General features: G+C 65.8%; 16 protein-coding genes. 8 read left to right on the forward strand and 8 right to left on the reverse strand.

Annotation, left to right across the window (positions count from 1 at the left end):
* Positions 1 to 205: 205 nt before the first annotated feature.
* Together rpsO and U4Y91_RS28630 are read right to left on the reverse strand one after the other, a co-directional pair.
* A complete protein-coding gene (gene rpsO / locus U4Y91_RS28625) occupies positions 206 to 475 on the reverse strand; it encodes a 30S ribosomal protein S15 (RefSeq protein ID WP_006398792.1) in 270 nt (89 codons plus the stop codon).
* A gap of 117 nt (positions 476 to 592) precedes the next feature.
* A complete protein-coding gene (locus U4Y91_RS28630; RefSeq protein WP_321807995.1) occupies positions 593 to 1,852 on the reverse strand; it encodes a branched-chain amino acid ABC transporter substrate-binding protein in 1,260 nt (419 codons plus the stop codon).
* A 190-nt stretch (positions 1,853 to 2,042) separates the two neighbouring features.
* Here U4Y91_RS28630 and U4Y91_RS28635 point away from each other — a divergent pair, with 190 nt between their 5' ends.
* The 3 genes from U4Y91_RS28635 to U4Y91_RS28645 all read left to right on the forward strand — a co-directional run bounded on the left by U4Y91_RS28635 (position 2,043) and on the right by U4Y91_RS28645 (position 5,177).
* Positions 2,043 to 2,555, forward strand: coding sequence for a hypothetical protein (locus U4Y91_RS28635; protein WP_321807896.1), 513 nt, complete (start codon positions 2,043 to 2,045; stop codon positions 2,553 to 2,555).
* A gap of 393 nt (positions 2,556 to 2,948) precedes the next feature.
* Positions 2,949 to 3,590 carry a carbonic anhydrase gene (locus tag U4Y91_RS28640; protein ID WP_321807897.1) on the forward strand — a complete coding sequence of 214 codons (642 nt, stop codon included), beginning with the start codon at positions 2,949 to 2,951 and terminating at the stop codon, positions 3,588 to 3,590.
* A gap of 36 nt (positions 3,591 to 3,626) precedes the next feature.
* Complete coding sequence (locus U4Y91_RS28645) at positions 3,627 to 5,177, forward strand: SulP family inorganic anion transporter (RefSeq protein WP_321807898.1); 1,551 nt, start codon at positions 3,627 to 3,629, stop codon at positions 5,175 to 5,177.
* Between the two features lie 79 nt (positions 5,178 to 5,256).
* On the opposite strand, the gene U4Y91_RS28650 is transcribed toward U4Y91_RS28645, so the two are convergent.
* The 6 genes from U4Y91_RS28650 to U4Y91_RS28675 form a co-directional block, all read right to left on the reverse strand.
* Positions 5,257 to 6,801 (reverse strand): 2-isopropylmalate synthase, encoded by a 1,545-nt coding sequence (locus U4Y91_RS28650; protein ID WP_321807899.1) that lies wholly within the window; start codon positions 6,799 to 6,801, stop codon positions 5,257 to 5,259.
* Positions 6,802 to 7,125: 324 nt separating this feature from the next.
* Positions 7,126 to 7,998 (reverse strand): CDP-diacylglycerol--serine O-phosphatidyltransferase, encoded by an 873-nt coding sequence (pssA, locus tag U4Y91_RS28655; RefSeq protein ID WP_321807900.1) that lies wholly within the window; start codon positions 7,996 to 7,998, stop codon positions 7,126 to 7,128.
* A gap of 15 nt (positions 7,999 to 8,013) precedes the next feature.
* A complete protein-coding gene (locus tag U4Y91_RS28660) occupies positions 8,014 to 8,658 on the reverse strand; it encodes a phosphatidylserine decarboxylase (protein ID WP_014896491.1) in 645 nt (214 codons plus the stop codon).
* A gap of 138 nt (positions 8,659 to 8,796) precedes the next feature.
* Positions 8,797 to 9,813 (reverse strand): ketol-acid reductoisomerase, encoded by a 1,017-nt coding sequence (ilvC, locus tag U4Y91_RS28665; RefSeq protein ID WP_034190794.1) that lies wholly within the window; start codon positions 9,811 to 9,813, stop codon positions 8,797 to 8,799.
* A gap of 104 nt (positions 9,814 to 9,917) precedes the next feature.
* A complete protein-coding gene (gene ilvN, locus U4Y91_RS28670) occupies positions 9,918 to 10,409 on the reverse strand; it encodes an acetolactate synthase small subunit (RefSeq protein ID WP_034207977.1) in 492 nt (163 codons plus the stop codon).
* A 112-nt stretch (positions 10,410 to 10,521) separates the two neighbouring features.
* Positions 10,522 to 12,285 (reverse strand): acetolactate synthase 3 catalytic subunit, encoded by a 1,764-nt coding sequence (locus tag U4Y91_RS28675; RefSeq protein ID WP_321807901.1) that lies wholly within the window; start codon positions 12,283 to 12,285, stop codon positions 10,522 to 10,524.
* Between the two features lie 353 nt (positions 12,286 to 12,638).
* On the opposite strand from U4Y91_RS28675, the gene U4Y91_RS28680 reads away from it, so the two are divergent.
* The 5 genes from U4Y91_RS28680 to U4Y91_RS28700 all read left to right on the forward strand — a co-directional run bounded on the left by U4Y91_RS28680 (position 12,639) and on the right by U4Y91_RS28700 (position 16,144).
* Complete coding sequence (locus U4Y91_RS28680) at positions 12,639 to 13,202, forward strand: RNA polymerase sigma factor (protein ID WP_321807902.1); 564 nt, start codon at positions 12,639 to 12,641, stop codon at positions 13,200 to 13,202.
* Entirely contained in the window at positions 13,199 to 13,624 is a 426-nt protein-coding gene (locus U4Y91_RS28685) for a DUF3619 family protein (RefSeq protein WP_321807903.1), read from the forward strand. The genes U4Y91_RS28680 and U4Y91_RS28685 overlap by 4 nt, the downstream gene beginning before the upstream one ends.
* 30 nt (positions 13,625 to 13,654) lie before the next feature.
* The gene (locus U4Y91_RS28690) at positions 13,655 to 14,410 is read left to right on the forward strand and encodes a DUF3106 domain-containing protein (protein WP_321807904.1); all 756 of its coding nucleotides are present in this window, start codon (positions 13,655 to 13,657) and stop codon (positions 14,408 to 14,410) included.
* A 6-nt stretch (positions 14,411 to 14,416) separates the two neighbouring features.
* Positions 14,417 to 14,929 (forward strand): RDD family protein, encoded by a 513-nt coding sequence (locus tag U4Y91_RS28695; RefSeq protein ID WP_321807905.1) that lies wholly within the window; start codon positions 14,417 to 14,419, stop codon positions 14,927 to 14,929.
* A 276-nt stretch (positions 14,930 to 15,205) separates the two neighbouring features.
* The gene (locus U4Y91_RS28700) at positions 15,206 to 16,144 is read left to right on the forward strand and encodes a UDP-2,3-diacylglucosamine diphosphatase (protein ID WP_321807906.1); all 939 of its coding nucleotides are present in this window, start codon (positions 15,206 to 15,208) and stop codon (positions 16,142 to 16,144) included.
* Positions 16,145 to 16,174 lie beyond the last annotated feature (30 nt).

Raw genomic sequence — 16,174 nt, forward strand, 5'->3', positions numbered from 1 at the left:
GTGTTTTTTATGCCATTCCAGCACGCCGCTCGTCGAGCGGCGCGCTGGAATGACACAAATCCCGACCCCGGTATCAGCCGTTCCGGCAGCCCGGCACGCACGTGCCGGACAACCTGCGGTGCGCGTGACGCTACGCACCGCGCAAAAACAAAATGCCTGCATCAGCGGACTGACACAGGCATCTTGCTGGCGGCAATCGCCTCGATTACTTACGCAGACCCAGCTTCTCGATCAGCGCGCGGTAACGGTCGGCATCCTTGCCCTTGAGGTAGTCGAGCAGCTTGCGGCGGCGGCTCACCATGCGCAGCAGGCCGCGGCGGCTGTGGTGATCCTTCGCGTGGGTCTTGAAGTGACCCGTCAGTTCGACGATACGTGCGGTCAGCAGTGCGACCTGGACTTCGGGCGAACCCGTGTCGTTGGTACCGCGGGCGAACTGAGCAACGACTTCCGACTTCTTGATATCTGCAACAGACATGAGATTTCCTTTGTTTCCTACTGGCTAACTAACAGGCGGACACGGAAGAATGGCCGTGCCGTGACTTACAACCGGCGGGCATTGTAGCACAACTGCACGCCGTTCTACCGCCTCCTGTCACGGGCGCGTCATCGAGCAGGTCGACGGCATCTGCGTGCGCTGCGCGGGCACCGCGAGGACCGTCCGGAAACCGTATCCCGAGCCCTCGTTGTCGAAGCGCACGCCCGGCGTGCCGGCCTTGTCCATTTCCATCACATAAAGGGGCTGGATCAACTGGTGATCCTGCCCACGCATCGACGACGCGTGGAAGCCGTCGTCGAGCGACAGCCCTTCCAGCGCGCGCGCCACCGCGACGGGGTCGGACGAGCCGGCGCGATTCATCGCCGCCGCGAGCATCTCGATCATCAGGCTCATCCGTCGCACCGGATAGTCGTCCGGGGCAGCGGGAAAACGGGTCCGGAACGCGCGGTAGAACGCGTCAGATTGCGCGCCGCCCGCGTTCGGATGCCAGTCCGCGACGGCGACCACCCGGCCGACGCCCGCGTCGCCGAGCGCGGCCGGCGCGCCGAGGCTGTTGCCGTAGAACGTATAGAACTTCGCGTTCAGCCCCTGCTCGCGTGCCGCCTTCACGAGCAGCGTGAGGTCATTGCCCCAGTTGCCGGTCACGACGGCGTCCGCGCCGCTCGCCCGGATCTTCGCGATATAGGGCGAGAAATCCTTGATGCGGCCGATCGGGTGGAATTCGTCGCCGGCGATCATCACGTCGGGGCGCCGCTCGGCCAGCGCCTGCCGCGCCAGCGCGCTGACGTCGTGGCCGAAGCTGTAGTCCTGATTCAGCAGGTAGACCTTGCGCAGCGTGCGGTCGCGCGCCATCACGTCCGCCAGCGCGGCCATCCGCATCCCCGCGTGCGCGTCGAAGCGGAAATGCCAGAAGCTGCAGCGCGCACCGGTGAGCGCCGGATCGTCGGCCGAATAGTTGAGGAACAGCATCCGGCTGTCCGGATTGCGCGCGTTCAGCTTGTCGAGCGCCGCGACGAGCGCGGCCGCGACCGCCGAGCTGTTGCCCTGCGCGACGAAACCGATGTGCCGGTCCGCCGCCGCGCGCAACTGCACGAGCGCCTCCTCCGGGCTGCCCTTGCTGTCGAGCACGACGAGTTCGAGCGGGTGCGCGCCGTCACGCAGCTTCACGCCACCCGCCGCGTTGACCCGCTCGACGCCGAAGCGCAGGTTGCGCTCGACCGCCGCGCCCGCGTTCGCGAACGGGCCCGACATCCCTTCGATCAGCGCGATCCGCACCGGCTCGCCTGCCGCGAACGCGGACGACGCCAGCATCCACCCCGCGCTCCATGCGAGCGCGTACCGTTTCCACAGCTGCATCGGCTCCCTGCCCTTCAACCTGTCCGAGAAGCGCGGATCATAGGCCGCGGGCGGCGCCGGCCGCAAGCCCGGCGCGAAACGACACCCCGACGGCACCCAGCCGGCGATCCGCACCGATTTTTTCGGCACGATGCGCCGACGCGCGCCGTCCGTGATACAACTGAACGGTTAGAGCGTTCCGGAGAATCCCATGCGCATTCGCATTCCCGCGCGCCTGCCGGTGCTGGTCGCCTGCGCGGCGGCGCTGCTCGCCGGTTGTGCGCAACCATGGCAGCAATACCAGGCCGGCCAGGACGAGTCGGCGATCGTCGCGCGCATGGGCCCGCCGCGCGAGATCTACGACCTGCCCGGCGGCGGCAAGCGCCTGATGTGGCCGACCCAGCCGATGGGCGAGATCACCGTCGCGGCCGACGTCGACGCGGCCCACCGTATCGTCAGCGTGCGCCAGGTGCTGCAGCCGAGCGAGTTCTATCGCGCGGACATCGGCAAGTGGACCAAGACCGACGTGCTCGTCAATTTCGGCCGCCCGGTCGAGACGTCCTACTTCCCGCTGATGAAGCGCGAGGTATGGACCTACCGCTATCTCGAAGACAACGTCTGGTACATGATGTACAGCTTCTACTTCGACCCGCAGGGCATCCTGCGCACCACGCAGAAAACACCGGACCCGCTGCACGATCCCGACCGCCGCAACCTGTTCTGATCGCTGATCGGATCGATTGCGCATTTACGCGCAATTTTCGCAATGGCCATTCACGAATTATTGCGTGAATGGCCATTTCATTTTTTCCGTCATATTCGATTAATTTCGAATTGAAGCAGCAATCCTTTCCGATCGAATATGCGCCGACAGCATCGCGGTGAGCCCCGTACCACGCGGGCGCCGGCGGGAAACAGGCATACACGATACATGTCATGCGTTGCATTGGTGCATTCGGTGCACCTCTCCAGATCGAGTTGAAACAATTTGTATCATTGGCACCGGACGTTAGGGCATACCCCTAATATCGGACGAAATTGAACCTTTCAATTTAGAAAGCATCCTATTGCTCCACTTCGCTCGATATTTGTTTTTCCTTATCATAAAGGAGTCCTCATGAATCGCCCCAAGAGCATGCTGGTTGCCAACATCGCCTGGGCCCGCGAGACGCACGAGCACACGCCCGGTTTCTTCGACGCGCTCGCGCGCGGCCAGAATCCGCGCGTGCTGTGGATCGGCTGCGCCGACAGCCGGGTGCCAGCCGAAACCATCACGCATTGCGTGCCCGGCGAGCTGTTCGTCCATCGCAACATCGCGAACCTGTTCCATCCCGACGACGACAATTCCGCGAGCGTGCTCGAGTACGCCGTGCGCGTGCTCGAAGTCGACCACGTGATCGTGTGCGGCCACTACGGATGCGGCGGGGTGCGCGCGTCGCTGCTGCCGCCGCCGGCCGACCTGCCGCACGTCGCGCGCCGCATCGCGCCGCTGTGCGCGCTTGCACGGCGCCATCGCGACACGCTCGACGGACTCGACGACACGGCCGCCGCCGACCGTCTGGCGGAACTCAACGTGCTCGAACAGGTGCGGCTGCTGCGCGCTTCGCCGATCGTGCATGGCCGGCAGCGGCCGCCGCTCGTGCACGGCTGGATCTTTTCGCTCGCCGACGGTCGCCTGAAGGAACTCGACTCCGGCTACACGGCAGCGCCGGCCGAAGCCGAACCGGAGTATGCCGCCATGGCCGCCGCACTCGGCTGACCCGCCCCTCCCTACGCCAATGAAATCACCCCAACCATGAAACTGAACGACCGCCTGTCCACCCTGCCGCGCGACATCGTCGCCGGCATCGTCGTGTTCCTCGTCGCGCTGCCGTTGTGTCTCGGCATCGCCAATGCGTCCGGCGTCGAGCCGTTCGCCGGGCTCGTGTCCGGCATCGTCGGCGGGATCATCGTCGCGCTGTTGAGCGGCTCGTCACTGTCGGTCAGCGGGCCGGCCGCCGGCCTCGTCGTGATCGTCGTCGAAGGGATCGCGCAACTCGGCAGCTTTTCCGCGTTCCTGCTCGCGGTGCTGCTGTCCGGCGTGCTGCAGTTCGGCTTCGGCATGCTGCGCGCCGGCCGCTTCGCCGCGTACGTACCGTCGCCCGTCATCAAGGGCATGCTCGCGGCGATCGGCCTGCTGCTGGTCGTGAAGCAGATTCCGTTCGCATTCGGCATCGGCGGGCCGGCCGCGCAATCGTTTGCATCGTGGCCTGGCCTGCCGACCGCCTGGGCCGCAACGGCCATCGCGCTCGTCTCGCTCGCGCTGCTGGTCGCGTGGGACACGCCGGCGCTCAAGCGCTTCGGCTGGGTGCGCGCGGTGCCCGCGCCGCTCGCGGTCGTCGTGTTCGGCATCGGCGCGACGCTGGTGCTCGGGGTCGTTGCACCGTCGGTCGCGCCGGGCGCCGCGCATCGCGTCACGCTGCCGGAACTCGAATCGTTCGCGGCGCTCGCGGCATCGCTGAAGCATGCCGAGCTCGGCCCGAACTTCGCGCAACTCGTCAATCCGGACGTATGGCGCGTCGCGATCACGCTCGCGGTCGTCGCGAGCCTCGAGACGCTGCTGAGCCTGGAGGCGGTCGAACAGATCGATCCGAAGCGCCGGCCGACCCAGCCGGACCGCGAGCTCAAGGCCCAGGGCGTCGGCAATCTCGTCGCGGGCGCGGTCGGCGGGCTGCCGATCACGTCGGTGATCGTGCGCAGTTCGGTCAACGTGAACGCGGGTGCCCAAAGCCGGATGTCGGCGATCGTGCACGGGATCCTGCTGCTCGCCAGCGTGTTCGCGCTCACCGGGCTGATCAACCTGATCCCGCTCGCGAGCCTCGCGGCGATCCTGATCCACACCGGCTTCAAGCTCGCGAAACCGGCGCTGTTCCGCTCGGTGCTGAAGCAGGGCCCGGCCGCGTTCGTGCCGTTCGCCGCGACGATCGCGGGCGTGCTGGCGGTCGACCTGCTGTTCGGCATCGCGCTCGGCCTCGCCTGCAGCGTGCTGGCGGTCGCGGTGGCGAACCTGAAGAGCCCCGTCACGCTCGCGCAGCACGACGACCACTTCCTGCTGTCGTTCCGCAAGGACGTGTCGTTCCTCGGCAAGGTGCAGGTCAAGCATCACCTGCGGCACATTCCGGACCGCGCGGCCGTGATCATCGACGCGACGCGCGCCGACTACATCGACCTCGACGTGCTCGAACTGCTCGACGCGTTCATCGCCGATGCGCCGCGGCGCGGGATCGCGGTCGAATTCCGCCGCCGCAGCCCGGCGCCCCGCCCGGCCGCGCGCCGCTGGCTGTTCCGCGCGCCGGCCGCCGAATGAGCGCCGCATGAAAAACGCCCCGGGCGGCGCAAGGCCGCACGGGGCGTTTCGTGTGCTTCGGGCGCTCGACGCGCAGCGCTTACGCGCGCTGCGGGTTGACCTTGTCGTCCTTCGAATGCAGTTTGTTCAGCGCCGAGATGTACGCCTTCGCGGACGCGGCGACGATGTCCGGATCGGTGCCGACACCGTTGACGATCCGCCCGCTCTTCGACAGCCGGACCGTCACTTCGCCCTGCGCCTGCGTGCCGGTCGTGATCGCGTTCACCGAGTACAGCAGCAGTTCGGAACCGCTGCCGACTTCACCCTCGATCGCGTTGAACGTCGCGTCGACCGGCCCGTTGCCGCGTGCCTCGCCGGTCACTTCCTCGCCTTCGACCGCGAACACGATCTTCGCCTGCGGCTGCTCGCCCGTCTCCGAACGCTGCGACAGCGACACGAACTTGAAGTGCTCCTGCTCGTGCGCGAGCGCCGATTCTTCCGAGACGATCGCGATGATGTCTTCGTCGAAGATCTCGGCCTTGCGGTCGGCGAGGTCCTTGAAGCGCATGAACGCGGCGTTCAATTCGGCCTCGCTGTCGAGCGACACGCCGAGCTCCTGCAGGCGCTGCTTGAACGCATTGCGACCCGACAGCTTGCCGAGCACGATCTTGTTCGCGGTCCAGCCCACGTCTTCCGCGCGCATGATTTCGTAGGTGTCGCGCGCCTTCAGCACGCCGTCCTGGTGGATGCCCGACGCGTGCGCGAACGCGTTCGCGCCGACCACCGCCTTGTTCGGCTGCACGACGAAACCGGTGATCTGCGACACGAGCTTCGAGGTCGGCACGATCTGCGTCGTGTCGATGCCGACGTCGAGGCCGAAGTAGTCCTTGCGGGTCTTCACGGCCATCACGATTTCTTCGAGCGACGTGTTGCCCGCGCGCTCGCCGAGACCGTTGATCGTGCACTCGACCTGGCGCGCACCGCCGATCTTCACGCCGGCGAGCGAGTTCGCCACCGCCATCCCGAGATCGTTGTGGCAATGCACGGAGAAGATCGCCTTGTCCGAGTTCGGAATGCGTTCGCGCAGCGTCTTCACGAGGTGGCCGTAGAGCTCCGGCACGCCGTAGCCGACCGTGTCGGCGATGTTGATCGTCGTCGCCCCTTCGGCGATCACCGCTTCCAGCACGCGGCACAGGAAGTCGAGATCCGAACGGCTGCCGTCTTCCGGCGAGAATTCGACGTTGTCGGTGAACTTGCGCGCGAAGCGCACCGCGAGGCGCGCCTGCTCGAACACCTGGTCCGGCGTCATCCGCAGCTTCTTTTCCATGTGCAGCGGCGACGTCGCGATGAACGTGTGGATCCGCGAGCTGTTGGCCGGCTTCAGCGCGTCGGCCGCACGCTGGATGTCCTTGTCGTTGGCGCGCGCCAGCGAGCAGATCGTGCTGTCCTTCACGAGACCGGCGATCGTGTGGATCGCGTCGAAGTCGCCGTTCGAGCTGGCCGCGAAACCGGCCTCGATCACGTCGACCTTCATCCGCTCGAGATGCTTCGCGATGCGGACTTTCTCTTCCTTCGTCATCGACGCGCCGGGTGATTGTTCACCGTCACGCAACGTCGTATCGAAAATGATCAGCTTGTCTGTCATGGGGGGCTCCAGGGCTCTTTATACGGGAATCGAACGTAATGAGATCGCGCCACCGCTGGCGACGCTCAACAACAGACGAGGCTTGACGGAGGGCGAGAACGGTCAGCGCGGCAGGCGCGCCAAAGCTAGCGCGCGTAGCGGCGCACCGGCTAGAAGGAGGGAGAGGCGGGAAAATGCGGTCATGCCGGAGACTATAGCGGCATTCCGCCGGGTGCGCAATCGGACGGCACCCGGGATGCCGGGCCCCGACGCACGAAAAAGGGGCAAATGAAAACGGCGGCCCGGAATCATCTCCGAGGCCGCCGCTTCCGGACAGGTTGCGCGTCAGTGATCGCGTTGCGACGAGCGCGCGGGATTCGCCCGCCCGCGCACGGCCATGTAGGCCCAGAACACGTAGCCGGACAGCCCGTACAGCACGAACAGGCAGAACAGCATCAGCGGCGGATCGGACGACACGAGCACGAACGCGACGACGACCAGCAGGATCGCCGCGAACGGCACGCGATGCCGCACGTCGAGCGCCTTGCCGCTGTAGAACGGCGCGTTCGACACCATCGTCACGCCCGCATAGATCGTCAGTACGAACGCGACCCACGGCAGCCAGCCGAGCTTCATCGGCACGCGGTTGTCGGTCGCGAGCCAGACGAAGCCGGCGATCAGCGCGGCGGCGGCCGGGCTCGGCAGCCCCTGGAAGAAGCGCTTGTCGACGCTGCCGATGTTCGTGTTGAAGCGCGCGAGACGCAGCGCGGCGCCCGAGCAATAGACGAACGCGGCGAGCCAGCCCCAGCGGCCGAGATCCTTCAGCACCCACTCGTACATCACGAGCGCGGGCGCGACGCCGAACGACACCATGTCCGACAGGCTGTCGAACTGCTCGCCGAACGCGCTTTGCGTATGCGTCATGCGCGCGACGCGCCCGTCCATCCCGTCGAGCACCATCGCGACGAAGATCGCGATCGCGGCGATCTCGAAGCGCACGTTCATCGCCTGCACGACCGCGAAGAAGCCGCAGAACAGCGCGGCGGTCGTGAATGCGTTCGGCAGCAGGTAGATGCCGCGCGTCTTCAGGAACCGCTGGCGCGCGGCGCGGCGGCTCTCGAGCGGCGCGGGATCGGGCGCCATCACCTTGTTGCGGCGGAACGGACGTGGCGTCTGGCCGGAGCCGTTACGCGGCCGACGCGGTTTGAATGCGGCCATCGTGCGCCCCGCCGCTTACTGTTCGAGCTCGGCGAGGATCGTCGACGACGCGTAGACCTTCTCGCCGATCGACACCTTCGCGCGGCTGCCGAGCGGCAGGTACACGTCGACGCGCGAACCGAAGCGGATGAAACCGTAGCGCTGGCCGCGCGACAGCGGCTCGCCGGCGCGCACGTAGCAGAGGATCCGGCGGGCGACGAGGCCGGCGATCTGCACGGCGGTGACGGTCTTGCCGCTTGCCGTCTGGATCACGACCGCATTGCGCTCGTTCTCGGTCGACGCCTTGTCGATCGCCGCGTTCAGGAACGCGCCCGGAAAGTACTCGACCTTGGAGATCGCGCCGTCGACCGGCGAACGCTGCGAGTGGACGTTGAAGACATTCATGAACACGCTGATCTTCAGCGCTTCGCGGTTCGCGTACGGATCCTGCGTGGTCTCGACCGCGACGATGCGGCCGTCGGCCGGGCACAGCACCGCATTCGGCTGCGCCGGGATCGGGCGCTGCGGATCGCGGAAGAACTGGACGACGAAGACGAGCAGCAGCCAGAACGGCCACGCGAAGCCGAAGCCCCCGATGGCGTGGATCAACAACGCGATGACGGCTGCAATCGCGATGAACGGCCAGCCTTCGCGCGCGATGATCGGATGAGGATAGTTCATGGGTTCGTTCGGTGTTCGGTGAATTGCAAAGCCCGTAGGATAGCAAAAGCCGCCCGGGGCACTGCTGCCTTCGGACGGCTTTTTGAAACCGACCCTCCACTCGAAGGGCCGGAACAGCACGTTTTGCGCGATCCGTGCTTAGTTCTTCGTCTGGTCGACGAGCTTGTTCTTCGCGATCCACGGCATCATCGCGCGCAGCTTCGCACCGACCTGCTCGATCTGGTGCTCGGCCGTCAGGCGGCGGCGCGACTGCAGCGTCGGGGCGCCTGCCTTGTTCTCGAGGATGAAGCTCTTTGCGTACTCGCCCGTCTGGATGTCGGTCAGGCACTGCTTCATCGCCTTCTTCGTCTCTTCCGTGACGACGCGCGGGCCCGTCACGTACTCGCCGTACTCGGCGTTGTTCGAGATCGAGTAGTTCATGTTCGCGATGCCGCCTTCGTAGATCAGGTCGACGATCAGCTTCAGTTCGTGCAGGCACTCGAAGTACGCCATTTCCGGCGCGTAGCCGGCTTCGACCAGCGTCTCGAAACCAGCCTTGATCAGCTCGACGGTACCGCCGCACAGCACGGCCTGCTCGCCGAACAGGTCGGTTTCGGTCTCTTCACGGAAGTTCGTCTCGATGATGCCGGCACGGCCGCCGCCGTTCGCTGCCGCGTACGACAGCGCGATGTCGCGGGCCGCGCCCGACTTGTTCTGCGCAACCGCGATCAGGTGCGGCACGCCGCCACCTTGCGAGTACGTGCCGCGCACGGTGTGGCCCGGTGCCTTCGGCGCGATCATGATCACGTCGAGGTCGGCGCGCGGGATCACCTGGCCGTAGTGGACGTTGAAGCCGTGCGCGAATGCCAGTGCGGCGCCCTGCTTGATGTTCGCGTGCACTTCCTTCGCGTACACGTCGGCGATCTGCTCGTCCGGCAGCAGCATCATGACGACGTCCGCGCCCTTCACCGCTTCCGCGACTTCCTTGACCGACAGGCCGGCGTTTTCAGCCTTGCTCCACGACGCGCCGTCCTTGCGAAGGCCGACCGTCACGTTCACGCCGCTCTCCTTCAGGTTCAGTGCGTGTGCATGGCCTTGCGAGCCGTAGCCGATGATCGTGACTTGCTTGCCCTTGATGAGGGAGAGGTCAGCGTCTTTGTCGTAGAAAACGTTCATGATGGTTCCTTCGCTAATTCAAAAATTCAACAATTCGTTCGGATTGGGTACTGCGGGCCGGGACATGACGGCGCACCCGGCGTGCCTCTTTGGCAATTTCGGCATCACACCTTCAGGATGCGCTCGCCGCGTCCGATGCCGGAGCTGCCGGTACGCACGGTCTCTAGGATCGCGGTGGCGTCCAGCCCCTGGATGAATGCGTCGAGCTTGTCGCTCGCGCCCGTCAATTCGATCGTGTAGGTCTTTTCGGTCACGTCGATGATGCGGCCGCGGAAAATGTCCGACATCCGCTTCATTTCTTCGCGCTCCTTGCCCACTGCACGTACCTTGATCAGCATCAGCTCGCGTTCGATGTGTGCACCGTCGGTCAGGTCCACCACTTTCACCACCTCGATCAGGCGGTTCAGATGCTTCGTGATCTGTTCGATCACGTCGTCCGAGCCAATGGAAACGATGGTGAGCCGCGACAGCGATTGGTCTTCGGTCGGCGCCACCGTCAAGGTTTCGATGTTGTAGCCGCGTGCGGAAAACAGACCGACCACGCGCGACAGCGCGCCCGGTTCGTTTTCCAGCAGGACGGAAATGATGTGTCTCATGTTCGCTTCTTCCAGAATGTGTCCGTGTCGATTCACTCGCGCCGCGCGCCGCCCGGTGCCGCACCGCCCTTCGTGAAGGCGGCCGCTGCCGGCCTGGACGCGCGTCGCGCCGTTACAGATCTTCCGATCCGAGCAGCATCTCGGTGATGCCCTTGCCGGCCTGTACCATCGGCCAGACGTTTTCGGTCGGATCGGTCTGGAAGTCGAGAAACACGGTGCGGTCCTTCAGGCGCAGCGCTTCCTTCAGCGCCGGCTCCACATCCGAGGTCTTTTCGATCCGCATGCCGACATGGCCGTACGCTTCGGCGAGCTTCACGAAGTCGGGCAGCGCATCCATGTACGAATGCGAATAGCGCTTGCTGTATTCGATCTGCTGCCACTGGCGGACCATGCCGAGATAGCGGTTGTTCAGCGAAATGATCTTCACGGGCGTGTCGTACTGCAGGCAGGTCGACAGTTCCTGGATGCACATCTGGATCGAGCCTTCGCCCGTGATGCACAGCACGTCGTCGTCCGGGTGCGCCATCTTGACGCCCATCGCTGCCGGCAGGCCGAAGCCCATCGTGCCGAGGCCGCCGGAGTTGATCCAGCGACGCGGCTTGTTGAAACGGTAGAACTGCGCGGCCCACATCTGGTGCTGGCCGACGTCCGAGCACACGAACGCGTTGCCGTCCGTCAGCTCCCACGCCTTCTCGACCACGTACTGCGGCTTGATGATCTCGCTGTCGCGGTCGAATTTCAGGCAGTCCTTCGCGCGCCAGCCCTCGATGTCCTTCCACCATTGCGCGAGCGCGTCGGTGTCGGGGCCGTGCTCGGCCGTCTGCAACTGCTCGATCAGTTCCTTCAGCACTTCCTTCACGTCGCCGACGATCGGGATGTCGACCTTCACGCGCTTCGAGATCGACGACGGGTCGATGTCGATGTGGATGATCTTGCGCGGACGCGACGCGAAGTGCGCCGGGTCGCCGATCACGCGGTCGTCGAAGCGGGCGCCGATCGCGATCAGCACGTCACAGTGCTGCATCGCCATGTTCGCTTCGTAGGTGCCGTGCATGCCGAGCATGCCGAGGAATTTCTTGTCCGACGCGCGATAGCCGCCGAGGCCCATCAGCGTGTTCGTGACCGGGTAGCCGAGCAGGTCGGCGAACTGGTTCAGTTCGCGTGCCGCATCGGCGAGGATGATGCCGCCGCCCGTGTAGATATAGGGACGCTTCGCCGACAGCAGCAGCGACACGGCCTTGCGGATCTGGCCCGAATGGCCCTTCGTGACGGGGTTGTACGAACGCAGCGACACGCTCTTGACCGGCTCGTACTGGCACGGCGTCTTCGAGATGTCTTTCGGGATGTCGATCAGCACCGGGCCCGGACGGCCGGTGCGGGCGATGTAGAACGCCTTCTTGACGGTTTCCGCGAGGTCGCGCACGTCCTTCACGAGGAAGTTGTGCTTCACGCACGGACGCGTGATGCCGACCGTATCGCATTCCTGGAACGCGTCCTGGCCGATCGCGGCAGTCGGCACCTGGCCGCTGATCACGACCATCGGGATCGAATCCATGTAGGCCGTCGCGATGCCGGTCACCGCATTGGTGACACCGGGGCCGGACGTCACGAGACAGACGCCGACGTTGCCGGTGGAACGCGCATACGCATCGGCTGCGTGCACGGCCGCCTGTTCGTGGCGCACCAGCACGTGCTGAATCTTGTCCTGCTTGTAAAGCTCGTCGTAGATGTAGAGTACCGAGCCGCCGGGGTAGCCCCAGATGAATTCGACGTTCTCGTCGGCCAGTGCCTTCATGAGCACGGTGGCGCCGATGGAGTCGCTATCGGGAGGGGAAAGGGGTTCCGACGTGGAGAATTCCGCGCTGGGCATGTTCATTTTGACCTTTCGAATTTTCGGCAAAAAATTGATCGGGTGCTCTCTGCCGGGCTTGTGGCTCGGGTTCAAGCGGCGCGTCCAGTTTGAAGGGCGGGCTTCTTGGGCCAGCCTCAAATGAGACCATCACTTCATGTTGCGAATCGTTGACGATAGCGGGTCATGATTGGGTCGTCAAGCAAAATATCCCGCAGCGCATCATGCGCCCCGCCCGGCGGGCCGCGGACGCGGCTCGCATGCAACGTGGCGAGCCGCAACCGGTGCCAAGTCGCGCGAAAATTTGTTAGCATCCGCGGGTTTTACGAAATTTTTCGACCTTTTCACACGCCGCAGTCCGCAGCGCATACCTTTACGGAATGGCATCAGACAAGGAACTCGCCGACTTTCTGGCGGGCGTCGAAAGGCGCGCGTTCAAGCAGGCTGCGTACGCCGTGCGTGACGACGATGCGTCGCTCGACATCGTGCAGGACGCGATGATCAAGCTGGCGGAGAAATACGGCGACCGGCCGGCGGCCGAACTGCCGCTGCTGTTCCAGCGGATCCTGCAGAACGCGATCCACGACTGGTTCCGCCGGCAGAAGGTCCGCAATACCTGGGTCACGCTGTTCTCGTCGCTCAACAATACGGACGACGAGGACTTCGATCCGCTGGAAACGCTCGAGTCCGCGAACGACAACGCGGGCGTCGAGAGCACCGAGCATCGCCTCGAGCGGGAGCAGGTTCTGGCCCTGATCGATGAAGAAATCCAGAAACTTCCGACGCGTCAACGGGAAGCGTTCCTGATGCGTTATTGGGAAGATATGGATGTCGCCGAGACTGCCGCCGCAATGGGGTGCTCCGAAGGCAGCGTCAAGACGCACTGCTCGCGAGCCACCCATGCCCTGGCGCAAGCGCTCAAGGCCAAAGGAATCACGCTATGAGCTCCGCTCCCGTAAATCGAGAACACGAATTCGCGCTGAAGGTCCGCCGCGCACTGGACGAACGTGCCGCGGCGCTGCCTGCCGCGACCACCGATCGTCTGGCCGTCGCGCGCCGGGCCGCGCTCGCGCGCAAGAAGCCGGAAGCCGCCACCGCGCCGGTGCTCGTGCCCGCCTTCGCCGGTGCCGCCGCCGCATACGGCACGCCGCCCGCGAGCCGTCCGCAGACGTCGTTCGCGCGCCGCCTGCTGCGCGCGTGGCCGCTCGCGCTGCTGCTCGCGGGGCTCGTCGGCATCGCGTACTGGGAAGACATGCAGCGCACCGCCGAACTCGCCGACATCGACGCGGCGATGCTCAGCGACGACCTGCCGCTCAACGCGTATCTCGATCACGGGTTCAACGCGTATCTTTCGCACGCACGCTAACAGACAGACAATAACGAGGGGATCGCACGGGTGAGTCAGAAACGCGGCCTGGCCGTATTTTTCGGATGCGTGATCGCGATCGCCATTTCCTACGTCGCCACCTATTCCCGATTCAACCCGCCCCCCGCGACGGTCGCCGCCTCGGCCAGCAGCGCGCCCGCGCCGACCTCGGCCGCCGCCGGGCTGACCACCGAGCTCGCCCCGCTGCCGCTGCCGGCCGCCAACGGCCCGCTGTCGTGGGCGCGCCTGACGCCCGCGCAACGCGCGGCACTCGCGCCGTTCGCCGATCAGTGGGATGGCTTCAGCGATGCGCGCAAGCGCAAATGGCTGAAGATCGCGTCCCGTTTCGCGAAATTGACACCCGATGAGCAGAAGCACCTGCAGGACAGGATGTCCGAGTGGGCGCGGATGACGCCCGAGCAGCGCCGCGTCGCGCGCGAGAATTACCAGAGCGCGAAGGAGCTTTCCGCGCAGGCGCGCGAGCGCGCATGGAAGGCCTACCAGCAACTGCCCGAAGAACAGAAGCAGCGCCTCGCCGCGACCGAGCGCCGGCGCCGGCCGAGCGTCGTCAGCGCGCCGCCGACCGTCGCCGACCGCGACGTGCGCCGTCTCGTCAACTCGCACGAGCATCCGGCGAGCAACCCTGTTGCGGCACCGGCGCCCGCATCGGCCGGCGCCGGCGCGCCGCCGGTGACCGCATCGTCCACGTCCGGCACCGCCCCCGCACCCGCGACCGTCACACCCGTGTCGCCGGCCGACGCGCCGTCGATGTTCAAGGGTTCCTGACCCGCCGTGGCAAGCGCCCCCGCACCCAAGGCCCCGGCCGTCGCCGCCGCGCCGTCCGTGCGGCGGCGCCTCGCGGCGATGCTGTACGAAGCCGTGCTGCTGTTCGGCGTCGTATTCTTCGCCGCCCTCGCCTTCAGCCTCGCGACGCAGCAGCGCAACGGCCTCGTCCATCACAACCTGCTCGCCGCCTGGATCGCACTCGTCGTCGGCGCGTACTTCGTCTGGTTCTGGACCCATGGCGGCCAGACGCTGCCGATGAAGACCTGGCGGCTGCGGCTCGAATCGTCGAGCGGCCGGCCGCTGAACGCCGGCCACGCGCTCGTCCGCTACGCGCTCGGCTGGCTGTGGTTCCTGCCGCCGCTCGCGCTGCATCCGCTCGTCGGCCTGTCAGTGCCCGTCACGCTCGCGCTCGCCGCCGTGTGGATCGTCGTATGGGCCGGCGCCGCCCGCCTGCATACCGATCGCCAGTTTCCGCACGACCGCATCGCCCGCACACGCGTCGTCGCGATTCCGCGCTGACCCGCGCGGTTCGCGTGATCGCGGGGCGGCTCCGTGCATCCGCGCATCCGTGCACTCGCGCATCCATCAGACGAAACCCCTCGAAAACGCCCGCACGACCGCCCCGCGCGGCTTGCGCGGTAACCGCAGGCCGGTCGGTTCGGCAGGTTACGCAACGCCGCCACATTCACTGCTAAACACGCCGCGACGACAGTAATAAGAACGTCTCGTGACTGTCACGGCATGGTCACGCCCGCATGGCGCAATGCCGGTAATGTCAACCGGCGCGAGTCATGCATGGGCCAGAAAACGTCCGCGACCTCCCTGTTCCGTCAACCGCTCGGCGCCCGCGCCGTCACCGCCTTCCTGTCCGGCTCGGCCGCAACCGATGCCCTTTCGTCGCACGAACCGGCGGCCGCGCACGTCACGCAGCGCGACGACCCCGAGCCGTCCACCCATCGCTACCGCACGATCTGGCTGTCCGACATCCATCTCGGCTCGAGCGGCTGCCAGGCGCCGTACCTGCTCGATTTCCTGCGCCACAACGATTCGGAATACCTGTACCTCGTCGGCGACATCATCGACGGCTGGCAGCTGAAGAAAGGCTGGTACTGGCCGCAGGCGCACAACGACGTCGTGCAGAAGGTGCTGCGCAAGGCGCGCAAGGGCACGCAGGTGGTCTACATCCCGGGCAACCACGACGAAGGCGCGCGGCAGTTCTGCGACCTCGCGTTCGGCGACATCCAGGTGCGCGGCGAGGCGTTCCACACGACGCTCGCGGGCAAGCGCCTGTGGATCGTGCACGGCGACCTGTTCGACGGCGTGATCCAGCACGCGAAATGGCTCGCGTATCTCGGCGACACGCTCTACACGCTGATCCTCGTGCTGAACCGCTGGTTCAACCGGATCCGCAGCCGGCTGGGCTTCCAGTACTGGTCGCTGTCGCAGTACCTGAAGCACCAGGTGAAGAACGCGGTGAACTTCATTTCGCAGTTCGAAACCGTGATGACCGACGAAGCGCGCCGCCGCGGCTGCGACGGCGTCGTGTGCGGGCACATCCACAAGGCGGAGATCCGCGACATCGACGGCGTGCTGTACTGCAACGACGGCGACTGGGTCGAGAGCCTGTCCGCGCTCGTCGAGACGATGGAAGGCGAACTGAAGGTCGTCTACTGGACGGCGATGCGCACCGCACCGTCCGCCGCCCCGTCGCGCAAGGCCAAGGCCACTGCCTGACACAACTCCACTTACAGGACACATGCCGTG

This window comes from Burkholderia sp. BCC1993 (assembly GCF_905339865.1).
GTDB lineage: Bacteria > Pseudomonadota > Gammaproteobacteria > Burkholderiales > Burkholderiaceae > Burkholderia.